This is a genomic window from Streptomyces sp. MGP-P1, from assembly GCF_057766565.1.
Map to the genome: position 1 here is coordinate 970,826 of NZ_JBYMEM010000006.1, position 17,363 is coordinate 988,188.

Annotated in this window: 15 protein-coding genes and 1 pseudogene; 14 read left to right on the plus strand and 2 right to left on the minus strand. The window is 71.9% G+C overall.

Going from position 1 to position 17,363, the window contains the following annotated elements; translation table 11 throughout:
- Positions 1–55: 55 nt before the first annotated feature.
- The 4 genes from AC3CH1_RS20055 (at position 56) to AC3CH1_RS20070 (ending at position 3,440) form a co-directional block, all read left to right on the plus strand.
- A complete protein-coding gene (locus tag AC3CH1_RS20055) occupies positions 56–838 on the plus strand; it encodes an isoprenyl transferase (protein ID WP_265599140.1) in 783 nt (260 codons plus the stop codon).
- A 168-nt stretch (positions 839–1,006) separates the two neighbouring features.
- Entirely contained in the window at positions 1,007–1,816 is an 810-nt protein-coding gene (locus AC3CH1_RS20060) for an alpha/beta fold hydrolase (RefSeq protein ID WP_488464178.1), read from the plus strand.
- Positions 1,816–3,084, plus strand: coding sequence for a PP2C family protein-serine/threonine phosphatase (locus AC3CH1_RS20065; RefSeq protein ID WP_488464179.1), 1,269 nt, complete (start codon positions 1,816–1,818; stop codon positions 3,082–3,084). Before AC3CH1_RS20060 ends, AC3CH1_RS20065 begins: the two co-directional genes overlap by 1 nt.
- The gene (locus tag AC3CH1_RS20070; protein WP_488464180.1) at positions 3,081–3,440 is read left to right on the plus strand and encodes an STAS domain-containing protein; all 360 of its coding nucleotides are present in this window, start codon (positions 3,081–3,083) and stop codon (positions 3,438–3,440) included. Before AC3CH1_RS20065 ends, AC3CH1_RS20070 begins: the two co-directional genes overlap by 4 nt.
- A 39-nt stretch (positions 3,441–3,479) precedes the next feature.
- Here AC3CH1_RS20070 and AC3CH1_RS20075 read toward each other — a convergent pair whose 3' ends face one another.
- Positions 3,480–4,628 carry a PucR family transcriptional regulator gene (locus AC3CH1_RS20075; protein WP_488464181.1) on the minus strand — a complete coding sequence of 383 codons (1,149 nt, stop codon included), beginning with the start codon at positions 4,626–4,628 and terminating at the stop codon, positions 3,480–3,482.
- Positions 4,629–4,819: 191 nt separating this feature from the next.
- On the opposite strand from AC3CH1_RS20075, the gene AC3CH1_RS20080 reads away from it, so the two are divergent.
- Positions 4,820–5,746 carry a proline dehydrogenase family protein gene (locus AC3CH1_RS20080; RefSeq protein WP_488464182.1) on the plus strand — a complete coding sequence of 309 codons (927 nt, stop codon included), beginning with the start codon at positions 4,820–4,822 and terminating at the stop codon, positions 5,744–5,746.
- A gap of 80 nt (positions 5,747–5,826) precedes the next feature.
- Entirely contained in the window at positions 5,827–7,458 is a 1,632-nt protein-coding gene (gene pruA, locus AC3CH1_RS20085) for an L-glutamate gamma-semialdehyde dehydrogenase (RefSeq protein WP_488464183.1), read from the plus strand.
- A 168-nt stretch (positions 7,459–7,626) separates the two neighbouring features.
- On the opposite strand, the gene AC3CH1_RS20090 is transcribed toward pruA, so the two are convergent.
- Positions 7,627–8,337: a nitroreductase family protein gene (locus AC3CH1_RS20090; RefSeq protein ID WP_488464184.1), complete on the minus strand. Its 711-nt coding sequence runs from the start codon at positions 8,335–8,337 to the stop codon at positions 7,627–7,629.
- Between the two features lie 201 nt (positions 8,338–8,538).
- Between AC3CH1_RS20090 and AC3CH1_RS20095 the strand changes: the two genes are divergently transcribed.
- From AC3CH1_RS20095 to cimA, 8 genes and pseudogenes are all read left to right on the plus strand, one after another.
- Positions 8,539–9,606, plus strand: coding sequence for a S1 family peptidase (locus AC3CH1_RS20095; protein WP_488464185.1), 1,068 nt, complete (start codon positions 8,539–8,541; stop codon positions 9,604–9,606).
- Between the two features lie 210 nt (positions 9,607–9,816).
- On the plus strand, positions 9,817–10,368 hold the full coding sequence (locus AC3CH1_RS20100) for a GNAT family N-acetyltransferase (protein ID WP_488464186.1): 552 nt from the start codon (positions 9,817–9,819) through the stop codon (positions 10,366–10,368).
- Positions 10,369–10,702: 334 nt separating this feature from the next.
- The gene (locus tag AC3CH1_RS20105; protein WP_488464187.1) at positions 10,703–10,831 is read left to right on the plus strand and encodes a hypothetical protein; all 129 of its coding nucleotides are present in this window, start codon (positions 10,703–10,705) and stop codon (positions 10,829–10,831) included.
- A 111-nt stretch (positions 10,832–10,942) separates the two neighbouring features.
- Positions 10,943–12,019, plus strand: coding sequence for a 3-isopropylmalate dehydrogenase (locus AC3CH1_RS20110; protein WP_488464188.1), 1,077 nt, complete (start codon positions 10,943–10,945; stop codon positions 12,017–12,019).
- 257 nt (positions 12,020–12,276) lie between these two features.
- Complete coding sequence (locus tag AC3CH1_RS20115) at positions 12,277–13,380, plus strand: branched-chain amino acid aminotransferase (protein ID WP_488464189.1); 1,104 nt, start codon at positions 12,277–12,279, stop codon at positions 13,378–13,380.
- Positions 13,381–13,558: 178 nt separating this feature from the next.
- Positions 13,559–14,601 (plus strand): annotated as a pseudogene (locus AC3CH1_RS20120) (agmatine deiminase family protein).
- Positions 14,598–15,212, plus strand: a complete 615-nt coding sequence (locus AC3CH1_RS20125) for a TetR/AcrR family transcriptional regulator (protein ID WP_488464190.1) — start codon at positions 14,598–14,600, stop codon at positions 15,210–15,212. Before AC3CH1_RS20120 ends, AC3CH1_RS20125 begins: the two are co-directional and overlap by 4 nt.
- Before the next feature lie 340 nt (positions 15,213–15,552).
- Positions 15,553–17,160, plus strand: coding sequence for a citramalate synthase (gene cimA / locus AC3CH1_RS20130; RefSeq protein WP_488464191.1), 1,608 nt, complete (start codon positions 15,553–15,555; stop codon positions 17,158–17,160).
- Positions 17,161–17,363: the final 203 nt, after the last annotated feature.

The following is a 17,363-nucleotide window of genomic DNA, read 5'->3' on the forward strand; positions in this document are numbered from 1 at the left end:
CCGGGACCGTCCGCGGGGTCCTCCGGCAGGGGCGGTCCTGTGATGGAGTGGGTCCATGAAGCTGCTTCCCCTGTTCCTCCGACGGCCGATCGAAGCGGTGTACGAGCGTCGGCTCGCCGCCACCCTGGTGGGACTGCCGCGCCCCCAGCACGTCGGGATCATGGTCGACGGCAACCGGCGCTGGGCCCGGAAGGCCGGGCACACGGACGTCCGGGAGGGCTACCGGGCGGGCGGCGCCAAGGTCACCACGTTCCTGGGCTGGTGCACGGCCGCCGGGATCGAGCACGTGACCCTCTTCATGCTCTCCGACGACAACCTGGGCCGCCCCGCCGAAGAGCTCGGCCCGCTCATCGAGGTCATCGAGGAGACCGTCCGGGACATCACCGCCGAGGGCCGCGACTGGGAGGTCCGGGCGATCGGCTCGCTCGACATGCTGCCCGGCGCCAGCGCCCGGGTGTTCAAGGAGGCCACCGCCGCCACGGCCGGGCGCGGCGGCCTCAAGGTGGACGTGGCGGTCGGCTACGGCGGCCGGCGCGAGATCGTCGACGCCGTGAAGAGCGCCTTCGAGGAGCACATCGCGGCCGGCGGCGACCCGGCCGAACTGGCCGCCCGGTTCGGGATCGACGACATCTCCCGCCATCTCTACTCACCCGTCGCCGACCACACCGACTTCATCATCCGCACCTCCGGGGAGCAGCGGCTGTCCGGCTTCCTCCTCTGGCAGTCCGCCTACGCCGAGATGCACTGGGTGGACTGCTACTGGCCGGCCTTCCGGCACGTGGACTTCCTGCGCGCGCTGCGCTCGTACGCGAACCGGGAACGCCGCTTCGGCAAGTGAAGGACCGGCCCTCCGGACGCTCCTCCGGCCGGGCCGGCCCTCCCTCCTCCGGCCGGGCGCGCCCGGCACCCCCTCGGGGCGGGCCGCCCCGAGGGGCAGGGGAGGCGTCGCGCAGCGGGGGCGGTAGCGGACCGGGCGGCTCGAAGGCGGTCTGCGAAGATGTGCGGTATGGACGTGCTGAGCAGGAACCACGTAAAGGTGAGCGGCCGGGCCGAGGGGCCGGTGGTGATGCTGGCGCACGGGTTCGGGTGCGACCAGAACATGTGGCGTCTCGTGGTGCCCGAGCTGGAGCGCCACTTCACCGTGGTCCGCTTCGACCACGTCGGCTCGGGGAACTCCGATCTGTCGGCGTGGAGCCCGGAGCGGTACTCGACCCTGGACGGGTACGTCGCCGACCTCCTGGAGCTGTGCGGGGAGCTGGCGCTGGGCCCGGTGGTCTTCGTCGGGCACTCGGTGAGCGCGATGATGGGAGTGCTGGCCGCCGCGAAGGAGCCCGAGGCGTTCGCCGGTCTCGTGCTGCTGGCCCCCTCGCCCTGCTTCATCGACGACCCCGCCACCGGTTACCGGGGCGGGTTCAGCGCCGAGGACATCGACGAGCTCCTGGAGTCGCTCGACGCGAACTACCTGGGCTGGTCGGGTGCGATGGCCCCGGTCATCATGGGGAACCCGGAACGCCCCGAGCTGGGGGAGGAGCTCACGAGCAGTTTCTGCCGTACCGATCCGGAGATCGCCAGGGCTTTCGCCCGCGTGACGTTCCTCTCCGACAACCGCGCCGACCTCGGCGAGGTGACTGTGCCCACCCTGGTCGCCCAGTGCTCCAGCGACGCGATCGCCCCGCCCGAGGTCGGCGCCTTCGTGCACGCGCGGATACCGGGCAGTCGGCTGGTCACGTTGGAGGCCACCGGGCACTGCCCGCAGCTCGCCGCCCCCGAGGAGACCGCTGCGGCGATCGCCGGCTTCGCGGGAGACACCCTTTGATGAGCAGGACCAACGACGAGGAACACGGTGGAACGAGGGACGAGGGGCCGGTGGACGACCGGGCACAGTTCTCCGCGCTGCTGGAGGACAGCGCCGAGGACCTGTACGAGCACGCGCCCTGCGGCTACCTCTCCACCCTGCTCGACGGCCGGATCGCGAAGGCCAACACCACCCTCCTGGACTGGCTCGGCTACCGGCGCGAGGACCTGGTCGGCCGCAGGCACTTCTCCGACCTGCTCACCGTCGGCGGCCGGCTCTACCACGAGACGCACTTCGCCCCCATGCTGCGGATGCAGGGGGAGATCAGCGGCATCGCCCTGGAGATGAAGGCCGCCGACGGCACCCGACTGCCGGTCCTGGTCACCTCCACGGTCAAGACGGGCAGCGACGGGCAGCCGCTGCTGGTCCGCACCACGGTCTTCGACGCCCGCGACCGCCGCGCCTACGAGACCGAACTGCTGCGCGCCCGTCAGGCCGCCGACCGGGAACGCGACCGCCTCCAGGCTCTGACCACGACCCTGCAGAGGAGCCTGCTGCCGCCGGTCCTGGCGAACGTGCCCGACCTGGACGTCTCCGCGTACTACCACGTCGCCTCCGTCGACGAGGTCGGCGGCGACTTCTACGACCTCTTCCCCCTGGCAGCCGGTACCTGGGGCCTGTTCCTGGGCGACGTCTGCGGCAAGGGGGCCGCCGCGGCGGCGGTCACCTCGCTGGCGCGCTACACCCTGCGCGCCGCAGCCGTCTACGACCCCGACCCCGTCGCCGTCCTCGGCAACCTCAACACGGTCCTCAACCACGAGTACCACGGCTCCGACCCACGGTTCTGCACCGTCGTCTTCGGCCTGCTCACCCCCGATCTCCTCCACGGCGGCTTCCAGATCACGCTGGCCAGCGGCGGCCATCCCCCCGCCCTGCTGATGCGCGCCGACGGCACCGCCGACTTCCTGCCCACTCCCGGCGGACAGCTCATCGGCGTCCTGCCCGACGCCCACATCGCCACCACCACCCTCCATCTCGCCCCCGGCGACACCCTCCTCCTGCACACCGACGGTCTCACCGAGGCGCACACCGACGCTGCCGCCGGCGACGGAGAACGCTACGGCGACGACGCCTTTCTCGACTTCGGCCGCGCCCTGGCCCCCACCACGGCCTCGGACACCGTCAGCGCGGTCCGTGGCCTGCTCGACAGCTTCGGCACCGGCGTCGACGACGACACCGCCATCCTGGCCATCCATGTGCCCCGGCCCCCCAGTGAAGAGCGGCAGTGACCAAGCACCTGACCATGAACACCCGCACGACCCCGGCCGGGCCGGTCATCGAACTCACCGGAGACCTCGACCACCACACCACACCCGAGGTCCGCGCCGCGCTTCCCGCTCTCGGCCTGCACCCCGGCCAGCAGCTCGTGTTCGACCTCGGCGCCCTCACCTTCTGCGACTCCACCGGCATCACCGTGCTCATCGCCGCACGCAACCACGTCCTCGCCGCCGAGGCGAGCATCGTGCTGGTCGCGGTCCCCGACCGCGTCAGCCGGATCTTCCGCATCGTCGGCCTGGACCAGGTCTTCCCCACCTTCCCGACCGCCCAGGACGCCGAGGCCGCCTGGCGCCCCCCGGTAGGCTGACCCGCCTTCGCACGGCTCGGCCGGCCCCGGCTCTCTTCCCTACAGCCGGGCCCGTTTCACCGCCATGTGCAGCAGCAGCCGGTCCTCGCCGTCGTTGAGGTCGAGGCCGGTGATCTGCTGGATCCGGGAGAGCCGGTAGTACAGCGTCTGGCGGTGGATGCCCAGTGCGGCGGCCGTCCGGCCCGCCTGGCCCGCGCAGTCCAGGAACACCTCGGCGGTGTGCGCCAGCTCCCGGTGCGGCGAGGTCAGCAGCGGGGCGACCACCGGGTCCCCGGGGCCCTCGCCGGTACCCGGGAGGGCGGTCAGCAGACGGTACGGGCCGATCGTCGACCACCGGGCGACCGGGCCGAGGCGGGTCTCGGCCCGTGCCGCGCGGGCCGCCGCCGAGGCCTCGTGCCAGGAGACCGGCAGCTCGTCCAGGCCCCGGCGCGGCGTGGCGATCCCCCCGGCAGCGACCGGGCCGGCATCGGCGCGCAACCGGTCCGCGGCGCTCAGGGCCGGGTCGAGGCGGTCCGGCGCGCGCAGCCGGACGAGCGCGGCCAGCGACAGCGCCCCGGCTCCCCCCGGCGCGGCGACCGTCGCCAGGGCGGCCGCCGAGCCCACCCCCCGTACCGAGGGCGTGTCGTCCGCCCACGGGGTCACACAGACCACCGTGTGCAGCCCCTCCGCGTCCGGCCCCAGGGCCTCGCCCAGCGCGGCGACGGCGGTGTCGCGCTGTCGGCCGGGGCCCGCCGTGAGCACCGCGCCGAACTCCCGCGACAGGTCGGCGCCCGCCCGTGCCTCGTCGAAGAGCAGCGCCCCGATCCGGGCGGCGACCTCCATCGCGGCGGTCAGCTGCTCGTCGGTCGGGCCGGGGTCGGCGTCGAGCAGCCAGACGTAACCGAGGACGACACCTCGATGGCGTACGGGCAGGCAGATGCGGTCCCGGAACACCCCGGCCTCGGGGGCGGCGGGGATCCGCACGGGACCGGTCGCCCGGGTGATGCCGAACCCCTCGAACCAGGCGCGCACGGCGGGCGTGGAGCGCCGGGTCAGGATCGACCGGGTGCGGACCGGGTCCATCGCGGAGTCGTCGTCGCTGTCGTGGGCTCCGAAGGCGACCAGGCCGAAATCCCGGTTCTCCAGGGTGGCCGGGGCGTCGAGAAGGGCCGAGATCTCGTCGACCAGTTCCTGGTAATCGCCTGTCACTCCGCCATTCTGCACCCCTTCGCGCCCTTCTTCAGACAGATGTCTGAGATGGCGGCCACGGATGCGTGACAGGTGTCGATGGCACAGGATCGGAGCGGTCCCTAGATTTCACGGTGGTTATCCGTGCCGTACCGGTCCGTTCGCGTTCGTACCGTTACGGCCCTTCGTCCGTACATTCGTGGAGGTGCCCCGTGCTGGGTCCCGTGATTCTCGCCGCATCGCGCAGCGACAAGATGCGCCGGTTTGTCTCGGCCGCGCCCGGCACCAAGCAGGTCGTCGACCGCTTCATCGCCGGGGAGACCGTCGACCAGGTCGTGCCGATCGTGGAGGACGCCGCGGACAAGGGCCTGGAGGTCACGCTCGACGTCGTCGGCGAGGACATCACCACCCCCGCTCAGGCCGAGGCCGCCCGTGACGCGTACCTGGAGCTCGTCGAGCGTCTGAAGGACCTCGGCCTGGGCACCCGCGCCGAGATGTCCGTCAAGCTGTCCATGTTCGGCCAAGCGCTGGAGGGCGGCCACGAGCTGGCCCTCGCCAACGTGCGCCCGGTCGTCGAGGCGGCGGCCGCCATCGGCACCACGGTCACCCTGGACGCCGAGGACCACACCACCCTCGACTCGATGTTCGCCATCCACGAGGAGCTGCGGAAGGACTTCCCGGAGACCGGCTGCGTCATCCAGTCCTACCTGTTCCGCACCGAGGACGACGCCCGCAGGCTCTCCGCCGCGGGCAGCCGCGTACGCATCGTGAAGGGCGCCTACAAGGAGCCCGCCTCCGTCGCGTACCAGGACAAGGCCGAGATCGACAAGGCGTACGTCCGCGTCACCCGGATCCTGATGGAGGGCGAGGGCTACCCGATGATCGGGTCCCACGATCCCCGTCTCATCGCCATCGCCCAGGAGCTGGGCCGCCAGGCCGGGCGCAAACTGGATGAGTACGAGTTCCAGATGCTGTACGGCATCCGCAGCGACGAGCACGTCCGGCTCGCGGCCGAGGGCCACCGGATGCGCGTCTACACGGCGTACGGCACCGACTGGTACGGATACTTCATGCGCCGCCTCGCGGAGAAGCCGGCCAACCTGCTGTTCTTCGGCCGCTCGATCCTCACCAAGGGCTGAGCGCCCCGCCCCCGAACCGGGGCTGAACCGGCCACGGCCGACACACCCACCCCCGCCGACACCAAGGAGACAAGGCAACCATGGACGCCGTCACCCAGGTCCCCGCGCCGGTCAACGAGCCGGTTCACTCCTACGCCCCGGGCTCCCCGGAGCGCGCCCGCCTGGAGCTGAAGCTCAAGGAACTCAGCGAGAACCCGATCGACCTGCCGATGACCATCGGCGGCGAGAAGCGGATGGGCGGCGGCGAGCGTGTGGACGTCGTACAGCCGCACAACCACCAGGCCGTCATCGGCACCTTCGCCGGCGCCACCGAGCAGGACGCCCAGGACGCCGTCGACGCGGCCCTGGCCGCCGCTCCGGCCTGGCGCGCGATGGCCTTCGACGACCGCGCGGCGATCATCCTGCGCGCCGCGGAGCTGCTGGCCGGCCCCTGGCGCGAGACGCTGGCCGCCTCCACCATGCTCGGCCAGTCCAAGACCGCCCAGCAGGCCGAGATCGACACCCCCTGCGAGCTCATCGACTTCTGGCGCTTCAACGTGCACTACGCGCGCCAGATCCTCGCCGAGCAGCCCCCGGCGAACTCCCCGGGCGTGTGGAACCGCATGGACCACCGCCCGCTGGAGGGCTTCGTCTACGCGATCACGCCGTTCAACTTCACGGCCATCGCGGGCAACCTCCCCACCGCCCCCGCCCTCATGGGCAACGTCGTGGTGTGGAAGCCGTCCCCGACCCAGACCCACGCCGCCGTGCTGCTGATGCAGCTGCTGGAGGAGGCCGGGCTGCCCAAGGGCGTCATCAACCTGGTCACCGGCGACGGCATCGCCGTCTCCGAGGTGGCGCTGAACCACCGCGACCTGGCCGGCATCCACTTCACCGGCTCGACCCCCACCTTCCAGCACCTGTGGAAGACGGTCGGCAACAACATCGCCAAGTACCGCACCTACCCGCGGCTCGTGGGCGAGACCGGCGGCAAGGACTTCGTCGTCGCGCACCCCAGCGCCGACCGCGCCGTCCTGAAGACCGCGCTGACCCGCGGCTCCTTCGAGTTCCAGGGCCAGAAGTGCTCGGCGTCCTCGCGGGCGTACGTCCCGGCCTCCATCTGGAACTCCGGTTTCAAGGAGGAGTTCGCGGCCGAGGTCGACTCGATCACCATGGGTGACGTCACCGACCTGACGAACTTCATCGGGGCCGTCATCGACGAGCGCTCGTTCGCCAAGAACAAGGCCGCGATCGACCGCGCGAAGTCCGACCCGGCGTGCACCGTCGTCGCGGGCGGCACCTACGACGACTCGGTGGGCTACTTCGTCCGCCCGACCGTCATCGAGTGCTCCGACGCCGAGAGCGAGGTCTTCACGACCGAGTACTTCGGCCCGATCCTCGCGGTCCACGTCTACGAGGACGAGAACTACGACGCCATGCTGGAGCAGATGGAGTCGGTCTCCGACTACGCGCTGACCGGCTCGGTCATCTCGGGCGACCGCGCGGCCGCCGCGTACACGATGGACAAGCTCCGCTACGCCGCGGGCAACTTCTACATCAACGACAAGTCGACCGGGGCCGTCGTCGGCCAGCAGCCCTTCGGCGGCGGCCGTGCCTCCGGCACCTGCGACAAGGCGGGCGCCCCGCAGAACCTCCAGCGCTGGACCCTGACCCGGGCCATCAAGGAGACGCTGGTCCCGCCGACCGACTACACCTACCCCCACCAGGGCTGACGCCCCCGGGGCGCCGCAGCACGACGCCCCGGACCCGGGCCCTCCGGCGACGGAGGTCCCCCCAGAGCACCGCCCCCCGACCGGCCCCCCTGCCGGCCGGGGGGCGGTTTCCATGTGCCTCCTGTTCTCGGGGCCGGGCGCGGCTCCTCCGAGCTTCGCCGATGCTCCTCAGATCTCCACCAGCACCTGGTCCAGCGACTTGCGTACCAGGTCGGGGACCTCGCAGTCGTCGGCGGGATAGCCGACGGGGATCACGGCGAACGCTTTCTCGTTCTCGGGCCGGTTCAGGACCTCGCCGAGGAAGCGCATCGGGCTCGGGGTGTGGATCAGCGCCGCGAGACCGGACAGGTGCAGGGCGGTGAGCAGCATGCCCACCGCGATCCCCACCGACTCGTCCCCGTAGTAGTGCTTGCGCTTCGTGCCGTCCTCGCCCAGCCAGTAGCGCTGCTGGAACACCACGACCAGGGCCGGCGCGTCCGTCATATGGGCCTTCACCGCGTCCGTGCCCAGCGGGCGCAGCGCCGCGAGCCACTCCTCGCCGAGCCGCCCGTCGTAGCTCACCTTCTCCTCGTGCTCGGCGGCCTCCCGGATCCGGCGGCGGACCTCTGGGTCCTTGACCAGGGCGAAGGTCCACGGCTGCTGGTGCGCGCCGGAGGGGGCGGTGGCCGCGCACGCGATGGCGTCGCGCACCACCTGCTCGGGGACCGGGTCGGGGGAGAAGGCGCGGACGGTCCTGCGCTCGTCCATGCGCTCCCGCAGCCGGGCGGCACGGGCGAGCGACTCCTGCGGGGCGATCCGCTCGGGGCGGTAGGGCGCGGGACGGTACGGGTCGCCATGGATGGGCGACCACTGCCGGGGCGTGGGCGTCGTGTCGGACATGGCCGCAGTGTGCGCGGTGGGGGAGGCCCGGGGGAAGCGGGGCTTCGGACAGGCGCGGGACCGGTCCCGGTCAGTGTCCGCTGAGCGGGACCAGCTGTCCGCCCTCCGGCGCCCCGGACACGCGGTCTTGTGGAATAGGTAATGAGCATGTCAAATTCCTTCTCGGTACGTCCCCACACGTCACCCAGAAGGAGCTCCCCCATGAGACGCAACTCCCGCGCGCGCCTCGGTGTTTCCCTGCTGCTCGTCGCCGGCGCCCTCGGACTCGGAGCCGCCCCCTCCACTGCCGCCGACACCCCGGCGTCCGTTCCCCCGGCGATCCCCACCCCGTCCGCGTACGCGCTCGACGCCACCGTCGAGCGGCAGCTCGGGGCCGCCACCGCCGGCTCCTACCTCGACGCGAAGACCGGGAAGCTGGTCGTCACCGTCACCACCGACCGGGCCGAGGAGCAGGCCCGCGCCGCCGGGGCCACCGTCCGCCGGGTGGCCCGCAGCGCCGCCCAGCTGGACGCCGCGATGGAGACCCTGGAGGCCGAGGCCAAGATCACCGGCACCTCCTGGGGCGTCGACCCGCGCACCAACCGGGTCGCCGTCGAGGCCGACTCCTCCGTCTCCGCACGGGACATGGCCCGCCTCGAAGCCGTCGCGGAACGGCTCGACGGCGCGGTCGACATCAAGCGCGTACCGGGCGTCTTCCACCGCGAGGTGCTGGGCGGCGGAGCGATCTACGGCGGCGGCAGCCGCTGCTCGGCGGCCTTCAACGTCACCAAGGGCGGGGCCCGCTACTTCGTGACCGCCGGTCACTGCACCAACATCTCCGCCAACTGGTCGGCCAGCTCGGGCGGTTCGGTCGTCGGCGTCCGCGAGGGCACCAGCTTCCCGACCAACGACTACGGCATCGTCCGCTACACGGACGGCTCGTCGCCCGCCGGGACCGTCGACCTCTACAACGGCTCCACCCAGGACATCTCCTCCGCCGCCAACGCCGTGGTCGGCCAGGCGATCAAGAAGAGCGGATCCACGACGAAGGTGACCTCCGGCACGGTCACCGCCGTCAACGTCACCGTCAACTACGGCGACGGGCCCGTCTACAACATGGTCCGCACCACCGCCTGCTCGGCCGGCGGCGACAGCGGCGGCGCGCACTTCGCCGGATCGGTCGCCCTCGGCATCCACTCCGGCAGCTCCGGCTGCTCGGGCACCGCGGGCTCGGCCATCCACCAGCCGGTCGCCGAGGCGCTCTCCGCGTACGGCGTGACGGTGTACTGAGCCGCCACAGCAACGGCCACCGCTGCGGCCACGGCCACGGCCACCGCCCAGAGCAGGGCCACGGCTACGGCCGCCGCCCCGGCCGCCGCCACCACCGGCACTGCTTGACCCCGCCCGCCTGGACCGCCGCGCACCCCGGTCCGGGCGGGCCTGTGCGCGGCGGCGAAATTCGGTGTCCGGCGGGTCGGGGCGGCTGGCAGGCTTACGGTCATGGACCGCTCTCCCGCACCGCGCATTGTCCACACCCACGAGCTCACCGCAGCCGAACGGGACCGGATCCGCGAGCTGCTCGACACCGCTTTCGACGGCGACTTCGCCGATGAGGACTGGGAGCACTCCCTCGGCGGCGTCCACGCCCTGGTGGACGACGCCGCCGGCCTCCTGATCGCCCACGGCAGCGTCGTCCAGCGCCGGGTCCTGCACGCGGACCGCTCCTACCGCGCCGGATACGTCGAGGCCGTCGCCGTCCACGCCGACCACCGCCGCGCGGGCCTCGGCCACCGGGTGATGGCCGCCCTGGAACACGTCATCGACACGGCCTACGACTTCGGGGCCCTGTCGGCCTCCGACGCCGGAGCGGCGCTCTACGCGTCGCGCGGCTGGCAGGTCTGGCCGGGCAGGCTCGCAGCCCTCGGCCCGGCCGGCCCCGTCCTCCTGCCCGAGGAGGAGGGCACCACCTACGTCCGCCCCTCGGCCGGGGGCGCTCTGCCCGCGACCGGTCACCCGCTCCAGTTCGACTGGCGGGAGGGCGACCTGCTCTGAGCGGGCGGGCGGACGGGCCGGACGGTTCGGGGACGGACTCCTTCCACCGCTGTCACCTGGTCCGATCCGATGACCCGTCTCAGATAGTAGGAAGTCCGAGTAACTGTGGAGACAGGACGGCCCGACTGTCCTAACTTGGTAGGAGCCGAACGATTCGCTCGATCGAGCGACTGTGGCGGTCGTGGGCGCGCGCCCCGAAGCAGGTAACCCCCTGCGGCGCACGCTCCCCGCTCCTTACGGCACCTCGAAATCCGATCCCGGCCCGGCCTCGGCGCCGCACCGCGATGTGCGGCCTGCCCCCGGCATCCATGCGATCTCAAGGAGTCGATCCATCATGGCCACCACCACCACCCGCCGCGTCCGTCACACTCCCCGCCCGTCCGAGTCGGACCGCAAGAACGCCGCCGCCGCTCTCCAGCGCGCCCTGGACCGCCGCGACAACGGCGGCTCGACCGGCCACTGAGCCGCCGACAGACCACTCGACCCCACCCCGAACGCCCCGAACACCTTTACGTCTCGTCCGTATGGTGGACGCCGGATGTCATGGGGTGGGACGCACCGTTAGGCTTCCGGCATGTCTCGCAGCATCGATCTCGCAGTGATCCCCGGTGACGGAATCGGCCAGGAAGTCGTGGCCCAGGGCCTCAAGGTCCTCAACGCTGTCCTCCCGCAGGATGTGAAGCTGGAGACCAAGGAGTACGACCTCGGCGCCCAGCGCTGGCACCGCACCGGCGACACCCTCCCGGACGCGGAGCTGGAAGCCCTCAAGAACCACGACGCCATCCTCCTCGGCGCGATCGGCGACCCGTCCGTGCCGTCCGGCGTTCTGGAGCGGGGGCTGCTGCTGAAGCTGCGCTTCGCGTTCGACCACTTCATCAACCTGCGGCCCTCCAAGCTCTTCCCCAACACCGCGACCCCGCTCGCCGGCCGCCCCGACATCGACTTCGTCGTCGTCCGCGAGGGCACCGAGGGCCCGTACACCGGCAACGGCGGCTCGCTGCGCACCGGCACCCCCGCCGAGGTCGCCACCGAGGTCAGCCTCAACACGGCGTACGGCGTCGAGCGCGTGGTCCGGGACGCCTTCGAGCGTGCGGCGGCCCGTCCGCGCAAGAAGCTGACGCTGGTCCACAAGAACAACGTCCTCGTCTACGCCGGCCACCTGTGGAAGAACACCTTCGACCGGGTTGCCGCCGAGTATCCGCAGGTCAGCACGGACTATCTGCACGTCGACGCCGCGACGATCTTCTTCGTCACCCAGCCGGAGCGCTTCGACGTCATCGTCACCGACAACCTCTTCGGCGACATCCTGACCGACCTCGCCGCCGCCGTATCCGGCGGTATCGGCCTGGCCGCCTCCGGCAACATCAACCCGACGGGCGCGTTCCCGTCGATGTTCGAGCCGGTCCACGGCTCCGCCCCCGACATCGCGGGGCAGGGCAAGGCCGACCCGACCGCCACGGTCCTCTCCGTCGCCCTCATGCTGCGCCACCTCGGCTACGAGACCGAGGCCGCGCGCATCGAGGACGCCGTCTCCGCCGACCTCGCGGAGCGAGGGGGGCACCTCCCAGGCCCTTCAGGCTCTGGGGGAGGAGCCGCCACGCGTACGACCGACGAGATCGGCGACGCCCTCGCGGTACGCGTAGCGGGCTGACCCGACGACTCCACTTCGAAGCCGCCGGGTCGCACTCAGCGCCCGGCGGCTTCACCTGTGCGGCCCCCGGGTGCCACCATCGACCCCTGGACCGCATTCACACCATTTCGTGCACGGCCCCCCGCAAGTGATAATCGAACGCGGGGCCGTGGCTCGCGGTAAAGCTCGGACGTCCTAGGACCTGACCGAAAAGCGTCGGGCACGAACAGGCGTGAGCGCGGTCCATCACACACAAGACCGGTGAAGGACACGCACTCATGACGACGCCCACGATCGAGCTCAAGCCCTCCTCGAACCCGCTGTCCGACGCGGAGCGCGAGGCGATCCTGGCCAACCCCGGATTCGGCCGGCACTTCACCGATCACATGGTGACCATCCGCTGGACCGAGGGCCGGGGCTGGCACGACGCCCAGCTGGTCCCCTACGGCCCGCTGTCGATGGACCCGGCCAACATGACCCTGCACTACGCGCAGGAGATCTTCGAGGGTCTCAAGGCCTACCGCCAGCCCGACGGCACGGTCGCCTCCTTCCGCCCCGACGCCAACGCCCGCCGCTTCCAGCGCTCGGCCGCGCGCCTGGCCATGCCCGAGCTGCCCGTCGAGACGTTCATCGCGGCGTGCGACGCGCTGGTGCAGCAGGACAAGGCGTGGGTCCCGGCCCACGGTGGCGAGGAATCGCTCTACCTGCGCCCCTTCATGATCGCCGCCGAGGTCGGCCTCGGCGTGAAGCCGGCCAACGAATACCTCTTCCTGGTCATCGCCTCGCCCGCCGGCGCCTACTTCCCCGGCGGGGTGAAGCCGGTGTCCATCTGGCTCTCGGAGAACCGCGTCCGCGCCGTCCCCGGCGGCGTGGGCGACGCCAAGACCGGCGGCAACTACGCCGCCTCCCTCCTCGCCCAGGCCGAGGCCGCCGCACACGGCTGCGCCCAGGTCGCCTACCTCGACGCGGTCGAGCACAAGTGGGTCGAGGAGCTCGGCGGCATGAACCTCTACTTCGTGTACGCCCAGGAGGACGGCTCGAAGAAGATCATCACCCCGTCCCTCACGGGCTCCCTGCTCGCCGGCGTCACCCGCGACTCCCTCCTCAAGGTCGCCCGCGACCTCGGTTACGGCTCCGAGGAGGGCCGGGTCTCCATCGACCAGTGGCGCGACGACACGGCGAAGGGCACCCTCGTCGAGGTCTTCGCCTGCGGCACGGCCGCCGTCATCACCCCCGTCGGCCTGGTGAAGTCCGAGGGCGGCGAGTGGACCCAGAGCGACGGCGAGCCCGGCGAGGTCACCCTGAGGCTCCGGGAGCGTCTTCTCGACATCCAGCGCGGCGTCGTCGAGGACACCCACGGCTGGATGCACCCGCTGGGCTAGGCTCTCGGCTCTCGTCTGGCCCCGCCCAGTGGGATCGGGCCGCACACGGCTTCTCGCCGGTGCGGCCTTTTTCCTGCCCGAAGAATAGAGCGTCGCTCCAAAAGGACCGGACAGAACTTTCCCAACGCTTCGGAACACAGTTAGAGTGACACTCTAACTGTGTCGACCAGGAGCCCCCATGCCCGTCACCCCCGCCCCCTTCCGCATGCCCCCCGAGTGGGCCCCCCATGAGCGCACCTGGATGGCCTGGCCCGGGCCCAACCCCACCTTCGCCTCCGACGCCGAGCTGGACGAGGCCCGTCGCGCGTGGGCCGGTGTCGCTCGGGCCGTGCGGCGCTTCGAGCCGGTGACCGTGGTCGTCGGGCCCGGCCAGGAGGAGGGGGCGGCGGCGCTGCTCGGGCCGGACGTGGAGCTGGTCGTGCGGCCGCTCGACGACGCCTGGATGCGGGACATCGGCCCCACCTTCGTCACCGACGGCCGGACGCTCGCCGCCGTCGACTGGACGTTCAACGGCTGGGGCGCCCAGGGCTGGGCCCGCTGGGAGCACGACCAGCACATCGCCCGGGCCGTCGCCGAGCTGGCCGGGGCCCCCGCCCACAGCTCCCCGCTCGTCAACGAGGGCGGCGCGATCCACGTGGACGGCGAGGGCACCGTCCTGCTCACCGAGACCGTCCAGCTCGGCGCGGAACGCAACCCCGGCTGGACCCGGGAGCGGGTCGAGGCGGAGGTCCACGCCCGCCTCGGCACCGAGAAGGCCATCTGGCTGCCCCGAGGGCTGACCGGCGACTACGGGACGTACGGCACGCTCGGCCATGTCGACATCGTCGCCGCCTTCGCCCGCCCGGGCACCGTCGTCGCCCACGTCCAGCCGGACCCCGCCCACCCCGACCACGACGTCACCCGGGAGACCGTGGCGATCCTCCGGGCCGCCACCGACGCCAGGGGCGTCCCCTGGAGGTCGTCGAGGTGCCCGCCCCCACCGTGCTCCGCGACGAGGACGGGGAATGGGTCGACTACTCCTACATCAACCACTACCTCTGCAACGACGCCGTGATCCTCTGCGCCTTCGACGACCCGCGCGACGCAGAGGCCGCCGCGATCTTCCGGGGCCTCTTCCCGGACCGTACGGTGACGCCGGTCGACGCCCGTACGATCTTTGCCGGCGGTGGAGGCATCCACTGCATCACCCAGCAGCAGCCGAAGGTCCGAGCGAACCCATGACCCGCGCCCCCCGTCGCACCCACCACGCCGCCCCGCCCCGCGAGGACGTCCTCGCCGCCGCCATGGCCACCGTCGCCGAGCGCGGGCTCGACGGGCTGACCATGGCCGGGCTGGGGCGGCAGGTGGGCATGAGCAGCGGGCACCTCCTCTACTACTTCCGCACCAAGGACGAACTGCTCCTCCAGACCCTGGAGTGGAGCGAGCGGCGCCTGGGGGCCGAACGGGGCGCCCTGCTCGCCCGGCCGGGGACGGCCCGCGAGCGGCTGGACGCGTACATCGACCTCTACCTGCCCGCCGGGCACCGCGACCCCCACTGGACGCTCTGGCTGGAGGTCTGGGGCCGCTCGCAGAACGCCGACGACGACGCCCGTTCCCGGCAGGCCGCGATCGAGGGGGTCTGGCACCGTGACCTGGTGGCGCTGCTCGCCGAGGGGGTCTCGCGCGGCGAGTTCCGGCCGGTGGACGCCGACCGGTTCGCCGCCCGGCTGCGGGCGCTGCTCGACGGGTTCAGCATCCATGTGACGGTCGGGATCCCGGGGGCGGGGCGCGAGCGGGTGCTGGGGCAGGCGGCGGAGTTCCTCGACGAGACGCTGACGCCGGGCGCTCACTGAGCGACGCGACCAGCATCACGCCCGCATCCTGAGACACCGCAGTCACGGGGCCGTCGCTGTGCGAGACTGCTCCCGTGTCCTCGTTCGTCATGATTATTGGCAGCAGGCGCGCCGGTCCGCAGTGACCGCCCCGTACCACTCCGTACGGCGCGGCCATCGTGCCCCAGACCCGCGCGCAGACCTCTCGCACCCGCGAGGGGTTTTTTCGTTTTCCGGCCCGCACCCGGGCTAGGGCGAGGCGCGCGGGATGATGGGGGCAAGTGGAGCTGGGGCCTGTTCCGGGTTCCCCGAACAGGCCCAGACCGTCCGGATCCACTCATCCGACAGGAGTCAGATCAGCATGACCACCAAGGCCAACGCCACCGACGACAGTTTCCATGTCTTCGACACCACACTGCGCGACGGTGCTCAGCGTGAGGGCATCAACCTGACGGTCGCCGACAAGCTGACCATCGCCCGTCATCTGGACACCTTCGGTGTGGGGTACATCGAGGGCGGCTGGCCGGGGGCCAACCCGCGCGACACGGAGTTCTTCGCCCGCGCCCAGCAGGAGATCACGTTCGAGAACGCCCAGCTCGTGGCGTTCGGCGCGACCCGCAGGGCCGGCGGCAGCGCGGCCGAGGACCCCCAGGTGAAGGCCCTCCTGACCTCCGGCGCCCCGGTGATCACCCTGGTGGCCAAGGCGCACGACCGGCACGTCGAACTGGCCCTGCGCACCACCCTGGAGGAGAACCTGGAGATGGTCCGCGACACCGTCTCCCACCTCCGCGAGCAGGGCCGCCGGGTCTTCGTGGACTGCGAGCACTTCTTCGACGGCTACCGCGCCAACCCCGAGTACGCCAAGTCCGTGGTCCGCACCGCGTACGAGGCGGGCGCCGAGGTCGTCATCCTCTGCGACACCAACGGCGGCATGCTCCCCGCCCAGGTCCAGGCGGTCGTCTCCACGGTCGTCGCCGACACCGGCGCCCGCCTCGGCATCCACGCCCAGGACGACACCGGCTGCGCCGTCGCCAACACCCTGGCCGCCGTGGACGCCGGCGCCACCCACGTCCAGTGCACGGCCAACGGCTACGGCGAGCGGGTCGGCAACGCCAACCTCTTCCCGGTCGTCGCCGCCCTGGAACTCAAGTACGGCATGAGGGTGCTGCCCGAGGGCGCGCTCGCCGAGATGACCCGCATCTCGCACGCCATCGCCGAGGTCGTCAACCTCACCCCCTCCACCCACCAGCCGTACGTGGGCGTCTCGGCCTTCGCCCACAAGGCCGGGCTGCATGCCTCCGCGATCAAGGTCGACCCCGACCTCTACCAGCACATCGACCCCGAGCTGGTCGGCAACACCATGCGGATGCTGGTCTCCGACATGGCGGGGCGTGCCTCCATCGAGCTGAAGGGCAAGGAACTCGGCGTCGACCTCGGTGACGACCGCGCCCTGGTCGGCCGGGTCGTGGAGCGGGTCAAGGAGCGCGAACTCCAGGGCTACACCTACGAGGCCGCCGACGCCTCCTTCGAACTGCTGCTGCGCGGCGAGGTCGAGGGCCGGGCCCGGCGCTACTTCCGTACGGAGTCCTGGCGGGCGATCGTCGAGGACCGCCCCGACGGCAGCCACGCCAACGAGGCCACCGTGAAGCTCTGGGCCAAGGGCGAGCGGATCGTCGCCACCGCCGAGGGCAACGGCCCGGTCAACGCCCTGGACCGGGCCCTGCGCGTCGCTCTGGAGCGGATCTACCCGCAGCTCGCCAAGTTGGAGCTGGTCGACTACAAGGTCCGCATCCTGGAGGGCCGCACGGGCACCGAGTCCACCACCCGCGTGCTCATCACCACGGGCGACGGCACCGGCGACTGGGCGACCGTGGGGGTCGCCGAGAACGTCATCGCCGCGTCCTGGCAGGCGCTGGAGGACGCGTACACCTACGGACTGCTGCGCGCGGGCATCGAGCCCACGGAGTAGCCGCCGGGCAGCACGCCCAGGACCGCGTCGCGCGGGAGCCGCCGCCCGTCACAGGGCGGCGGCTCCCGCGCGTCCGGGACGGAGCACCCGACCCGCCCTGCCCGAAGGGCGGATGGAGCCGGACCGATCCCGACGTGAGGCGTCGTGAAGTCCTGACGGTCCCGCGCTCGATGGCGTCATGCGGCGGCGGACCCCGCGACGGC

Coding starts and splice junctions, on each gene's coding strand:
- AC3CH1_RS20055 (WP_265599140.1), top strand. CDS start 56: ATGAAGCTGCTTCCCCTGTTCCTCCGACGGCCGATCGAAGCGGTGTAC.
- AC3CH1_RS20060 (WP_488464178.1), top strand. CDS start 1,007: ATGGACGTGCTGAGCAGGAACCACGTAAAGGTGAGCGGCCGGGCCGAG.
- AC3CH1_RS20065 (WP_488464179.1), top strand. CDS start 1,816: ATGAGCAGGACCAACGACGAGGAACACGGTGGAACGAGGGACGAGGGG.
- pruA (WP_488464183.1), top strand. CDS start 5,827: ATGGACGCCGTCACCCAGGTCCCCGCGCCGGTCAACGAGCCGGTTCAC.
- AC3CH1_RS20090 (WP_488464184.1), bottom strand. CDS start 8,337: ATGTCCGACACGACGCCCACGCCCCGGCAGTGGTCGCCCATCCATGGC.
- AC3CH1_RS20095 (WP_488464185.1), top strand. CDS start 8,539: ATGAGACGCAACTCCCGCGCGCGCCTCGGTGTTTCCCTGCTGCTCGTC.
- AC3CH1_RS20100 (WP_488464186.1), top strand. CDS start 9,817: ATGGACCGCTCTCCCGCACCGCGCATTGTCCACACCCACGAGCTCACC.
- AC3CH1_RS20105 (WP_488464187.1), top strand. CDS start 10,703: ATGGCCACCACCACCACCCGCCGCGTCCGTCACACTCCCCGCCCGTCC.
- AC3CH1_RS20110 (WP_488464188.1), top strand. CDS start 10,943: ATGTCTCGCAGCATCGATCTCGCAGTGATCCCCGGTGACGGAATCGGC.
- AC3CH1_RS20115 (WP_488464189.1), top strand. CDS start 12,277: ATGACGACGCCCACGATCGAGCTCAAGCCCTCCTCGAACCCGCTGTCC.
- AC3CH1_RS20125 (WP_488464190.1), top strand. CDS start 14,598: ATGACCCGCGCCCCCCGTCGCACCCACCACGCCGCCCCGCCCCGCGAG.
- cimA (WP_488464191.1), top strand. CDS start 15,553: ATGACCACCAAGGCCAACGCCACCGACGACAGTTTCCATGTCTTCGAC.